General features: G+C 58.7%; 10 protein-coding genes. 7 read left to right on the forward strand and 3 right to left on the reverse strand.

Translation table 11 applies throughout. The features are described from left to right. Positions 1-35: 35 nt before the first annotated feature. Positions 36-707 (forward strand): uracil-DNA glycosylase, encoded by a 672-nt coding sequence (locus KJA79_RS19715; RefSeq protein WP_213043806.1) that lies wholly within the window; start codon positions 36-38, stop codon positions 705-707. Positions 708-771: 64 nt separating this feature from the next. Here KJA79_RS19715 and KJA79_RS19720 read toward each other — a convergent pair whose 3' ends face one another. From KJA79_RS19720 to tldD, 3 genes are all read right to left on the reverse strand, one after another. Beyond that, entirely contained in the window at positions 772-1227 is a 456-nt protein-coding gene (locus KJA79_RS19720) for a hypothetical protein (protein WP_213043807.1), read from the reverse strand. A 97-nt stretch (positions 1228-1324) separates the two neighbouring features. Beyond that, positions 1325-2683, reverse strand: a complete 1359-nt coding sequence (locus KJA79_RS19725) for a TldD/PmbA family protein (protein WP_213043808.1) — start codon at positions 2681-2683, stop codon at positions 1325-1327. 2 nt (positions 2684-2685) lie between these two features. After that, entirely contained in the window at positions 2686-4122 is a 1437-nt protein-coding gene (gene tldD / locus KJA79_RS19730) for a metalloprotease TldD (protein WP_213043809.1), read from the reverse strand. Between the two features lie 398 nt (positions 4123-4520). Here tldD and uppS point away from each other — a divergent pair, with 398 nt between their 5' ends. From uppS to KJA79_RS19760, 6 genes are all read left to right on the forward strand, one after another. After that, a complete protein-coding gene (uppS, locus tag KJA79_RS19735; protein ID WP_213043810.1) occupies positions 4521-5306 on the forward strand; it encodes an undecaprenyl pyrophosphate synthase in 786 nt (261 codons plus the stop codon). Positions 5307-5349: 43 nt separating this feature from the next. After that, positions 5350-6198 (forward strand): phosphatidate cytidylyltransferase, encoded by an 849-nt coding sequence (locus tag KJA79_RS19740; protein WP_213043811.1) that lies wholly within the window; start codon positions 5350-5352, stop codon positions 6196-6198. A 32-nt stretch (positions 6199-6230) separates the two neighbouring features. After that, positions 6231-7391, forward strand: coding sequence for a 1-deoxy-D-xylulose-5-phosphate reductoisomerase (locus tag KJA79_RS19745; RefSeq protein WP_213043812.1), 1161 nt, complete (start codon positions 6231-6233; stop codon positions 7389-7391). A gap of 25 nt (positions 7392-7416) precedes the next feature. After that, positions 7417-8808 (forward strand): RIP metalloprotease RseP, encoded by a 1392-nt coding sequence (gene rseP / locus KJA79_RS19750; protein WP_213043813.1) that lies wholly within the window; start codon positions 7417-7419, stop codon positions 8806-8808. Positions 8809-8814: 6 nt separating this feature from the next. Then, positions 8815-10521, forward strand: coding sequence for a proline--tRNA ligase (locus KJA79_RS19755; protein WP_213043814.1), 1707 nt, complete (start codon positions 8815-8817; stop codon positions 10519-10521). Between the two features lie 255 nt (positions 10522-10776). Then, complete coding sequence (locus tag KJA79_RS19760; protein ID WP_213043815.1) at positions 10777-13089, forward strand: ATPase, T2SS/T4P/T4SS family; 2313 nt, start codon at positions 10777-10779, stop codon at positions 13087-13089. The last annotated feature ends 3 nt before the right edge of the window (positions 13090-13092 follow it).

Genomic DNA, 13092 nt, shown 5'->3' on the forward strand with positions numbered 1-13092 from the left:
ACTAAGATTCGGCTCTCCACCCGGATCTGTCGCCCATGTCCTCACCTCTGATCGCGCTGCAGGAGCTTGCGGCGTCACTGCACAATTGCCAACGCTGTCCCCTCGCCACACTCGGACGGCGACAAGTCGTCTTCGGCGTGGGCAACCCGCAGGCGTCGGTCATGTTTGTCGGGGAAGCGCCCGGATATCACGAAGACCAGAAAGGGGAGCCGTTTGTCGGCGCGGCCGGTCAATTGCTCAATGAATTGCTTCAGTCGGCCGGCCTCTCTCGGGCGGATATCTATATCGCCAACGTGATCAAATGTCGCCCACCCAATAATCGCGACCCCGAACCTCAGGAAGTCGACACTTGCAAGCCCTTCCTCTTGAAACAGATTGCGCTCATCCGCCCAAAGATTGTCTGCTCGCTTGGCAACTGGGCCACCCAGACGTTACTGGAACGTAAAGTCGGCATTACCAGAGTGCGGGGACAGGTGTTCTACCTGAAAGATTTTGTGCTCTTTCCCCTGCTGCATCCAGCCGCAGCGTTGCATCAGGCCGCCATGCTGCCGCCGTTGCGTGAGGATTTCCAGAAACTGAAGGCGTTTCTCGACCGGCACAGCACGCCTGCTAAACCGGAGACAGCAGCCTCGTCCGGCGCAGCACACACGGTCCAGATCGAGCGTCCGGCCGCCGCTGCCCAACAGATGGATTTATTCGGATCGTAGCGAGAAGAAGAAGGGCCGCCCGCCTCGCCTGAACAGGAAGGGCGGACGGCGGCGTGAAGTTCAATTAGCTACGGGCAGAGCTGCTCTCAGTGCCGGCCTCGGAAGCGGTTTCCTCTGCCGTTGGTTCCACTGCCGCCTCATCCTCCGGAGCGCCGAACCACTGCACGAGCATCTCTTCCCACCAGGCCTCATCAATGTCCGGCCCCGGATCGGTTCCCAGAAGGGCAACATCCTCGGCTGTTATCCCCTGCCCGACGAGATGGGGCTGGAACTTTGCCCGATCGATCACTTCTTTCGTGGCATACCCACCGAGAATCCAGGAGTCCGGATCAGCCCGCCTGGACTTGTACGCCTTAAGATTCAACTTCAGGTACAGAAAAATCTGCTGCTGCCGCTCATCACCGACTCCGCTCTGGGGCAAACTGAGCGTCTTCTCAATTTTCTTCCGCCAATGTCGATCGTCGTACCGTGAGGTGATCAATTGCAACATGCTTTTTCCGAGTTCGGCATCCAGCGCCATAATGTGTTTCCTTACTGTCTGCTGATAATTGCTGATCGCCGAGTGCGGAGCGCCCTGAGCATGAGCCCGGCCGCGCATCACCGGCCTTCCAACCGATCTAGTTGCCCGCCACCATCATTTCCGTAATCTTCACAGTCGGGCTGGCAATCCGTCCACGGAACACCAAATCGGACCCGATGGTCTCGATGGTGGCGTACATCTGCTTGAGGTTGCCGGCGATGGTAATCTCTTCGACCGGGTAGGCCAACTCCCCGTTCTCGATCCAAAACCCACTCGCGCCGCGTGAATAATCTCCGGTCACCATATTGATCCCGAACCCGATCAAATCGGTGACATAGAGTCCCTGTTTCACGGTTGCGAGAATCTGCTCCGGCCCGGTGGTTCCCGGCACCATGTAGAAATTGGTTGGGCCGGCGGAGGGACTTTCCCCGATGCTGCGCGATGCATTGCCCGTGGATGGCAGCCCCAGTTTTTTCCCCGAATAGGTATCCAATAAATAACTCGTCAGGCGGCCGCGTTCCACCATCGCCTGCTTCCGCGTCGGGAGTCCTTCACCGTCGAACGGCCGCGTACCAAGCCCACCAGGCATCCGTCCATCGTCATAAATGGTCACAAAGTCCGGCGCGATTTGCTGGCCGAGTTGCCCGATGAGAAAGGAAGCACCTTTATAGAGCGCATACCCCGACAGCGCACTGCAGAGATGACTGAGGAGGCTCCCCGCCACCTCCGGATCGAAAATCACCGGGACTCGACCGGTCGGCACTTTACGCGCCCCCAGTTTTCGGACCGTCCGTCTTGTGGCTTCCTGCCCGATGGCCTCCGGGCTCTCCAGCTTCGAGAACGCGCGATTGACGCCATACCAATAGTCTCGCTGCATGCCCGTCTCGTTGGAGGCAATGGGCGAGACCGACAAGGAAAAGCTGCTGTTGGCATACTGACCCAAAAATCCGTGACTGTTGGCCAGGATGATCCGCCCTGAGGAGGAATCGCACTCGCCCCCTTCCGAGTTGGTAATACGAGAATCAGCGGCAAACGCGGCCCGTTCGGCGCGAAGCGCGAGATCAATCTGCTGATCGGTTTGTAGTTTCGTCGCGTCGTAGATGTTCAGATCCGGACACTCCGCGGCATAGTGCCCCGGCTCGGGCAATCCAGACACGGGATCCTCAACGACCGCCTTGGCCAGGGCGCAGGTCTCTCCTACGAACCGATCGAGAGAGTCGGCAGAAAAATCGGAGGTCGAGGCACTGGCGGAGCGTTGGCCGAAAAAAACCCGCAACCCCAGCCGTTTCTCACGCGCCTTCGTCAGACGATCGACGGCTCCCATTCGAACTTGTACCGAGAGCGTCTCCCCATCGGCAACCATCACGTCCGCTGCCGTCGCCCCCTGTTTCGCGGCTCGAGCCAGCAGATCCTGGGCGACATTGGTATAGTCCGGTGCTGCGATCTCACGTGTCATGGTTATGCTTTCGTTCCGCCGACAGTGATTTCATCGATCCGAATGGTCGGCAACCCGACGCCGACCGGCACCGACTGCCCTTCCTTTCCACAGGTGCCGATGCCTTCGTCGAGCTTCAAATCATGTCCCACCATGGAGACCTTGGTCAGGATCTCCGGACCGCTGCCGATCAAGGTCGCACCCTTCACCGGCTGGGTGATCTTCCCGTCTTCGATGAGATAGGCCTCGCTGGCCGAGAATACGAACTTCCCGTTGGTGATATCGACCTGCCCGCCGCCGAACGAGACGGCGTATAATCCTTTTTTCACCGACCTGATGATGTCTTGCGGGTCGGATTCCCCGGCCAACATGAAGGTATTGGTCATGCGAGGCAACACCACGCTCTGATAACTTTCCCGCCGACCGTTGCCGGTCACGGGAATGCCCATGAGCCGCGCATTCAACTTATCGGTGATGTAGCCGCGCAAAATTCCCCGCTCGATCAGTACGGTGCGGCTGGTCGGCGTTCCTTCGTCGTCCACATTCAACGAGCCACGCCGGAACGGGAGCGTTCCGTCATCCACGATCGTACAGACGTCTGAAGCCACGCGTTTCCCCACGAGGCTGGAAAACGCCGAGGTCTTCTTGCGGTTAAAGTCTGCTTCCAACCCATGGCCGATCGCTTCATGCAGCAGAATCCCGGGCCAGCCTCCGCCCAGCACCACCGGCATCACCCCTGCCGGAGCATCAACTGCGCTAAGGTTCAGAATCGCCTCTCGAGCCGCTTCCCTGGCAAACTGCAGATACCGCTGATCGTTCTGGAAATATTCTAAACCGATCCGGCCTCCGCCGCCGAAGGTGCCTACCTGGCGGTTTCCATTCTCTTCGGCAATGCAGGTCACCTGCAGCCGGGACAACGGCTGAATGTCGCCGACCATCAACCCGTCGGACGTCGCCACCAGCATGACCTTGTATTCGGTGTTGTACGCAGCCATGACATTCTTAATCCGCGGATCGTAGCGTCTGGCTTCCGCGTCGATGGCATTCAAGAGTGTCACGCGATCCCGGGTCGCAACTTCCACATGCGCGCGATCGTGAGGATAGAGATTACGCGCCAGGGCCGGTCGATGCGTGACGGGAACGGGAGCGGCCCCTTGAGCGGAATTTGCGATATACCGCGCCGTATCGGCAGCGATATTGAGATCTTTGGAGGTCAGCTCATCGGAATAGGCAAATCCGGTCTTCTCGCCGGCTGTCGCCCGCACCCCGACACCCTGACCGATGTTCTTCGTCGCCCGTTTGACAATCCCCTCTTCCATGGAGACCGACTCGGACTGACAATATTCGAAATAGAGGTCGGCATAGTCGACATTGGAAACCTTGACCCGTCCCAACGCCTGCTCGATGTCTCGATCGGTGACCCCGAAACGCGCCAATGCCCCCGACTCGTCCTTGGCCATGAAAATTCTCCTCTCCTAACCCGCATGATTCATGAGCGCTTCTGCTGCACTCGCCGATCCGCTACTGCGACGAGCCTTCGGCCGGCGGGCTCGCCCCTCGGCCCCTCAACGTACTGCACGAGTACGATTCGGGCCCTCCCGGCTCCGCGCGCCGGTCTCGCCACGCGGCCCAACGATTTCGCGACGAACCGTCATGAATCATGCGGGCTAACGGTGCGTGAGTATAACGTACTCATTTCCGGAGGCGCAATGCGAACACGTTCGAACCATCTGCAAATACAGCGAAATCGGGAAATACTGTTTGACTTTACCAGACCTCACCGCTAGACTCGGCCTACGAGATTAGGGCTTCCGCTGCAGAACATACGTGCATCAGCAACAGGTGCCCACACCGCTCCATGAACGATCCGCAATCCCCCGACATTGAGCCACCCCCCGACTCTGATCTGCTCTCGCAACTCGACCCGGACCTGTTGCCCAAACATCTGGCCGTGATCATGGACGGCAACGGTCGATGGGCTGAGCTCCGAGGGCTGCCCCGCATCGCCGGACATCAGGAAGGCATCAAATCCGTGCGTGAGCTCATTTCGCTCTCGCTCGAACTCGGCATTAACATCCTGACGATCTATGCGTTTTCTCAGGAAAACTGGAACAGGCCGGCCCAGGAAATCACGGCATTGATGGGTCTCTTGGAGCATTATCTCTCGACCGAGCGATCGAGCCTGGTCGAAAAGGGTGTACGCTTCCAAACGATCGGCCGTGTGACGGCACTGCCTGCGTCGGCGCTCCAATGGGTACGCACCACCGAACGGGAAACGGCGCATCTGGACAAGTTGATCCTCAACGTCGCCCTCAGCTACGGCGGCCGGGCGGAACTGGTCGATGCGGCCAAGGATCTCGCGCGGGCCGTACAAGGAGGCCGGCTCTCGATCGACCAGATCGACGAACGGGTCATGCAGCAGGCGCTCTATACCCACGATCTCCCCGATCCCGATCTCCTGATTCGGACCAGCGGGGAGACGCGAATCAGCAACTTTCTGTTATGGCAACTGGCCTATACGGAACTCTACTTCACCCCGACTCTCTGGCCGGATTTCCGTCGACGCGAAACGTTGGTCGCGCTGATTGAATACCAGCGGCGCGAGCGCCGTTTCGGTCGAGTGTTCAGCAGCGTGTCCTCCTAGTCTCTTCGTGGTGAAACCCGGAGCATGCCAGTGCGAGGAGACGATGCCGCCGCCCCAGGACAATGCGCGTCCCCGTTCTTCGTCGGAAGCGATTCGCCGCGTGTTGGCGGCACTGGTGTTTGTTCCGATCTTCATTTTCCTCGTGCACGACCTGGGACCAATGGCGTTTTTCGTGCTGGTCGCCGTCTCAGGTATGTTCGCCGTGGGAGAGTTTTATCGCCTGCATCTTGGCACTATCGCGTGGCCCTGGTGGGGCTGGGTAGGCATCGCCGCCACCGGGCTCTTCTTGAGCAGCACCCAGTGGCCCGCGTTCTTGAGCGACCGCACCGTGCTGATGGGAACCCTGGCCACGGCCCTCTGTATGCCGTTGAGTTCCGACAAGCCCTTGAAGGAATCGCTGCAGGACGGCATGGTGCTGATTATGGGCGTCTTGTACGTCGGCCTCTCGCTCGGCTATCTCCTCCTCACGAGAGCGCAGCCGGACGGAGCCATGCTGATTTTTTTCGTGGTCCTCGTGACCTGGGCTGGAGACTCCGGCGCCTACATTGCGGGAAAATCCATGGGGCGGCACAGGCTCGCGCCGATCGTCAGCCCGAAGAAAACGTATGAAGGATTGGCTGGGGGACTTGCCCTCGCAATCCTAGCAGCCGTCCTTGCACGAGTCTGGTTTCTGCCGCGCTTCTCGTTGGTCGATTGCCTCGCGCTCGGCGTGCTACTTACGATCGCCGGCCTCATCGGCGACCTCGCAGAGTCAGCCATGAAACGCAGCACGGGGTTCAAAGATTCCGGCGCGCTGATTCCCGGCCATGGCGGGATGCTGGATCGACTCGATAGCCTCTTGTTCACGGGACCGGCGTTCTACTACTATGTCGCGATCGTCGCGGCCGTGTAACGCATGATTGTCCGCCTGCTCTGGAGCACGCTATGAAGAACATCGTCATTCTTGGTTCGACCGGCTCAATCGGCACGAACACGCTCGACATTGTGGATCGGTTTCCGGAGGAGTTTCGCGTCATTGGCCTGACCGCCGGCTCAAACGACGACAAACTTGAGGCCCAAATTCGCCGCTTTTGTCCGACCTTCGCGGCACTTGCCAGCGAGGCCGCGGCAGAGAAGTTACGCGGGCGCTGCTCCGACCTCCCCGTGAAGATATTCGCAGGGCAGGAAGGGGTCGCGCGGGTGGCGCAATCACCGGATGCCGAGCTGGTGATCTCCGCCATCGTCGGCGGGGCCGGTCTGCTCCCGACGTTGGCTGCCATACGAGCCGGCAAACAAATCGCGCTCGCCAATAAAGAACCGATGGTCATGGCCGGGGCGCTGATGCAAGCGGAAGCCAAGAAACATGACGTCCGCATTTTTCCCATCGACAGCGAGCACAGCGCCATCTTTCAATCACTGGAAGGGCATCGCCGTGAAGACGTCAAGCGCGTGATTCTGACTGCCTCGGGAGGACCGCTCTGGAACTTCTCCCGCGAGCAACTGCAGGACGTGGGGCCCGAGCGCGCGTTGCAGCATCCCAACTGGAAAATGGGCGCAAAGATCACCATCGACTCGGCCACCTTGATGAACAAGGGGTTGGAAGTCATCGAAGCCCGGTGGCTCTTTGATATTCCGGAGACGCAGATCGAAGTGCTGGTCCACCGGGAGAGCATCATTCATTCTCTGGTAGAATATAGAGATCGATCGGTGATCGCGCAATTAGGACTTCCGGACATGCGAACCCCGATCTCCTATGCCATGCGATATCCTGAGCGGATGCCGCTGGATCTTCCATCGCTGGACTTAACCGAGATCGCCACCTTGACGTTTTTCAAGCCGGACCACGACCGATTCCCCTGTTTGCAGCTCGGATATGATGCCTTACGTATCGGAGGCACCATGCCGGCCACAATGAATGCCGCTAACGAAGTAGCCGTGGATGCTTTCCTCCAGAATGGAATTCGTTTTCTGGATATTCCGGAGATTATTCGGAGTACAATGGAAGCTCACACGCCGCGACCAATCGCCGGCCTGGATGATGCGCTCGAGGCCGATCGGTGGGCTCGCGAAAAAGCCGAGTCCCTGGTCCATGCCTTGACGCGGTAATACCCTGAACCCAAGGAGTGCTGTTGTGGGAACAACCTTTGCCTGGTCCCCTGACGTGGTCTCAATGCTGACCCACTGGGCGCTTCCATTCCTAGTGGTATTAGGCGTCCTCGTCGCCTTTCATGAAATGGGACATTTCCTGGCCGCACGTTGGGTCGGAGTGAAGGTGCTCAAGTTCTCTCTCGGCTTCGGACCCAAGATCTTCGGCCGTCAAATCGGTGAAACCGAATACCTCCTCTCGATCGTCCCCCTCGGTGGCTACGTCAAGCTCTTCGGCGAAGACGAACACGAACCCCTGACACCCGACGAAAAGAGGCGGGCGTTTGTGCATCAATCGCTCTGGGGCAAAACCCTGATCGTGGCGGCCGGACCAATTTTCAACTTCATCCTCGCCTATTTGATTTATACGGCCTATATCGGCCTCGGTTACACCCTGCCGGTTCCCAGCTTCAAGGACATCATTCCGGAAATTGAAGCCGTGCTTCCCGGTTCGCCGGCCGATCAGGCGGGGCTGAAACCGGGCGATCGCATCATCCGGGTGAATGAGAAGGAAATCTCCACCAATGCGGAGCTGCTGAAATTCATCGCCCAAAGCAACGGCAAACAACTCACGCTGGACCTCACGCGCGGCGAGCAGATCAAGACCGTGCTCGTGACGCCGAATAAAACGACCGTGCAAGACAACGGCAAGCCTGTAACGATCTATCAACTCGGCATCGAGGAACGGGCCCCGGTCATCACCGCCGTCATTCCCGGATCCCGCGCGCAGGCCGCAGGGCTCCTTGCCGGAGACCGTGTGGTCCGCATCGACGGACATGACATCTTCACGTGGTCCCAAATGACCGCGCTGGTGCGAGAGAATCCGAATCACGCCTTGCAGTTTGAGGTTCAACGGAGCGGGTCCGCGCAAACGGTCTCCGTGACTCCCATGGGCGAAAAGGCGACCGTGGACGGGAAACCGGCCGAGGTGGGGAAAATCGGCATTTCGGCCCAGAACCAGACGATTCTCCAGACCAACGAACCGCTGAAGGCGCCCTGGCTAGGAGCTCAAGCGACCTGGGGCTGGACTGAACTCACGGTGGTCGGGATCTATAAAATCATTACGGGCGACATCTCGCGTAAAAATATCGGCGGGCCGCTCACGATTGCCAAGACGGCGGGAGATGCTGCGGAACAGGGGACCTCGAGCCTGGTATTCCTGATGGCCATGCTGAGCATCAACCTGGGCGTTCTGAACTTGCTTCCCATTCCCATTCTGGACGGCGGTCACTTGTTATTCTTTTTTATCGAGGCGATTCGACGAAAACCTCTTGAAGATCGGCAGCGAGAACTGGCACAACAGGTGGGACTGGTCCTGCTGGTCGGCATCATGATTTTCGCCTTCTGGAACGACATCGAGCGGCTGATTTCCCCATAACCCCACATGCGCGTCTCTGAAACCCTCATTCCAACCCTGCGAGAAGATCCAGGCGAAGCTGAAACCGTCAGCCATCGATACATGCTGCGCGCCGGCATGATTCGAAAGGTCGCGGCCGGTATCTATACCTACCTGCCGCTTGGACTGCGGGTGCTGCGAAAAATCGAGAAGATCGTCCGCGAGGAGATGAACCGCGCCGGGGCCCAGGAAGTCCTCATGCCGGTCGCCTCCCCAGCGGAACTGTGGCGAGAGACAGGACGATGGGACTTTTATGGCAAGGAACTCCTGCGTTTCAAGGATCGGCACGAACGGGACTTCTGCCTGGGTCCGACGCACGAGGAGGTAATTACGGACCTCTTTCGTCGCGAGGTGCGTTCCTATCGCCAAATGCCGCTCAACTTCTATCAGATCCAAACCAAGTTCCGAGATGAAATCCGGCCCCGTTTCGGGTTGATGCGTGGGCGCGAATTCATCATGAAGGATGCGTATAGCTTCGATCGGGACGAAGCCGGAGCGAGGTTGAGTTATCAAAAAATGTATGACGCTTACAACCGGATCTTCGCCCGCTGCGGGCTCACGTTCAGACCGGTAGAGGCGGACACCGGCCTCATCGGCGGGACATCCTCGCACGAATTCATGGTCCTGGCTGAGACCGGAGAAGAAACCATCGTCTACAGCGAAGAAGGCACCTACGCCGCCAACGTCGAGCGCGCCGAGGTCCTGCCGCCGGATGCCTCCGAGTTGCCTGCTCCTCGTCCGCTCACAGCCGTCTCGACGCCGGGCCGACGGACGGTCGAGGAAGTGACCAAGTTCCTCAAGATCGCACCGACGCAGCTGGTCAAGACGCTTTTGTACACTACAGGGAAAGACACCGTCGCCGTCCTGGTTCGGGGCGATCACGACGTGAACGAAATCAAGGTCAAGCACCTCCTCGGGGCCACCGACGTTGAGCTGGTCGTGCCGGAACGAGTTCCAGAGTTGACCGGCGCCCCGGTCGGATACGCAGGGCCTGTCGGGCTGAAAAACATCCGGGTCCTGGCAGACTGGGCCGTGAAAGCCATGGCCAACTTCGTCGTGGGAGCCAACAAGGCCGACACTCACTTCGTCGACGCCAACTGGGCACGTGACTTTACGGTCGATCACTTTGCCGATCTACGAAATGCCCAGGCCGGTGACCCCTCGCCCCGCCAGGACGGAACGTTGAAAACGGCCAAGGGCATCGAGGTCGGTCATGTATTCATGCTAGGCACGAAATACAGCCAGGCCATGAAGGCCACCTTCCTCGACGCTCAGGGACAAGAACAGCTTGCCGTCATGGGTTGTTACGGCATCGGGGTGAGCCGGGTGGCGGCCGCATCGGTTGAGCAAAATCACGATGCCAAAGGCATCAAGTGGCCGATTCCCATCGCGCCGTTTCACGTCACCCTTCTGCCGCTCAGTCAGTCTGAGCCGGTCACCCAACTTGCTAGCTCCCTCTATCGCTCGATGCAGGAATCCGGTATCGAGGTGCTGTGGGATGACCGTGACGAACGCGCTGGTGTGAAATTCAACGATGCCGACCTGATCGGCGCTCCCTTCCATCTGGTGATCGGAGAAAAAGGGTTGGCGCAGGGACAAGTCGAACTCAAAGTCCGTCAGACCGGCGACACCAAGAAAATCGCTCCCGACCAGGCGCTCCCCACGCTGACGACTCTGATACAAGCCGCATCGTAGCTGTTCCGCCACCCCCACGCATCACCGCCCTGATTACGCTCTCCCCCGACAGACCTCGGCTTGACTGGCGAAGTCGAGCCGGCGCAGACAGGTTTGAGAAAATGCCTTTTGCTTGCCTTGACCCGCCGTTGCGATACACTGACACACACGGAAGAAGCCCGGCCAGGAACCCGTGCCAGGCGCAGGTTCCCAATTCAGCAGCGCAATCCCGACACCACGCTCGGCTCCCCGTTCAGCCTGTTTGGAGAGAACTTGATGCAGCCCAAAGCTCCGCTGCCTGGTGTCAGTGAGACCACGCTCAAGGCCGGGAACGCCGAAAACGTCAAGCGGATCAGCGCACAGATTCTCGCCGCCGCAGACATCGATCAAATCCTCCTGGATCTCCGCCACGATATCCTCGGCTGCTTCGACGCGGAAGACCTGACGCTCTTCGTCGTGGACTCCGAAAAAAAGGAAATCTTTTCCAAGATTCCCCACCTCGATACGGTCCAGGAAGTCCGCACACCGATTACGGAACAAAGTCTTCCGGGGTTCTGCGCCAAGTACCTCCGCCCGGTCAATGTCGGTGACGCCTATAGCCTGACGGAGCTTGCTACGATCCACCCGGCGCTGACCCATGACGCCACCTACGACAAGAACACGGGGTTCAAGACCAAACAGGTCCTCACCTATCCCGTCGTGGCCGAGAACAAGTATCTCATGGGCGTCATCCAGCTTCTCAACAAGAAGAGCGGCGGACGATTCACCCGCAAGGACGAGGAATGCGTCGCGGAAATCGCGAAGGCCCTGGGCACGGCATTTCACACCTTACGAAAAACCTCCAAGAAGCCGCCGTCAAAATTCGATTACCTGCTGACCAACGGCAAGATTTCACAACAGGATCTGGATGTCGCCCTCAACGAAGCGAAGAAGGGCACGACGGACATCGAATCACTCCTGATTGAGAAATACAAAGTGCCGAAAGCCGAAATCGGCAAATCGCTCGCGAATTTCCACAAGTGTCCCTACATCGAGTACAACGAACGGACCATCGTCGATATCGAATTGCTCAAGAATCTCAACGTCGACTATTTGAAGAAAAACCACTGGATGCCCCTGAAGCGGGACCGCGCCGCGATCGAGATTCTGACCGACGATCCCGGTGATTTGGATCGCGTCCAGGACATCAAGCGCACCTTCCCTGGCCTCAATATTCGCTTCGCCGTCAGTCTGCGCCGCGACATCGCCCTCTTTCTCACGAGCACCACCGGCGGCCCCGAGGTCAGCAACAAAATGAATGAGAATGTCTCCGACATTCTCGGCGAGTTGGTCAGCGAGTCCCAGCTGGAAGCGCAGGAAGAAGCATCCAGCGCAGGACTCGATGAGAACGACAACGCCATCGTGCGTCTCGCCAATCAGATCATCGCCGACGCCTTCCGGCAAGGGACTTCAGATATTCATATTGAGCCCTATGGAGAAAAACGCGATACCCTCGTGCGGTTCCGAGTCGACGGCGACTGCTTCGAGTACATGAAAATTCCGCCGAGTTATCGCCGCGCCATCGTATCGCGCCTGAAGATCATGGCGAGCCTCGACATCGCGGAACGCCGGAAGCCTCAGGACGGAAAGATCAAATTCAAGATCGGTGAGAACAAGGAAATCGAGCTACGTGTCGCCACCATCCCGACCGCCGGCTACAACGAAGACGTGGTCATGCGTATCCTCGCTGCGAGCGAGCCGTTGCCGGTCGACAAGATGGGGTTCTCTGATCGGAACCTTCGCGAAATTAAGAGTATCGCCGAAAAACCCTACGGCATCATTCTCTGCGTCGGACCTACCGGATCCGGAAAAACCACCACGCTGCACTCCGTGCTCGGGTACATCAACACGCCGGACATCAAAATCTGGACGGCGGAAGACCCGGTCGAAATCACGCAATACGGACTGCGCCAGGTACAGGTCCATTCTAAAATCGGATTTACATTCGCGGCGGCCATGCGCGCCTTCCTCCGCGCAGACCCGGACGTGATTATGGTCGGAGAAATGCGGGACAAAGAAACGGCGGATACCGGCATCGAGGCTTCGCTGACAGGCCACTTGGTGCTGAGCACGTTGCACACGAACAGCGCGGTGGAAACCATCACTCGTCTGTTGGACATGGGATGCGACTCCTTCAGTTTTGCCGATGCCATGCTGGGCGTGCTGGCCCAGCGGTTGGCACGACGCATCTGCAAAGAGTGCAAGGAAGCGTATCAACCGTCCAAGGAAGAATATGAGGAATTGCGGCTGGGATATGGCCCTGACTATTGGAACACCCTGAAAGTCCCCTTCGATGCCAACTTTCGACTCTATCGAGGGAAAGGGTGTGATGCCTGCAACCGGACCGGCCTGAAAGGCCGCGTGGCGCTGCACGAGTTGTTGCTGGGCACGGATCACATGAAGAAGTTGATCCAGAACAAAGCCAAGACCGATGAAATGCTCAAAGCCGCCATGGACGATGGGATGACCACGCTGGTCCAGGACGGCATTCAGAAGGTGCTGCAGGGGCACACGACCTACAAGGAGGTCAAGGCCGTCGCCATCAAGTAGGCG

Origin of the sequence: Nitrospira defluvii (genome assembly GCF_905220995.1) — a bacterium.
Classification (GTDB): domain Bacteria; phylum Nitrospirota; class Nitrospiria; order Nitrospirales; family Nitrospiraceae; genus Nitrospira_A; species Nitrospira_A defluvii_C.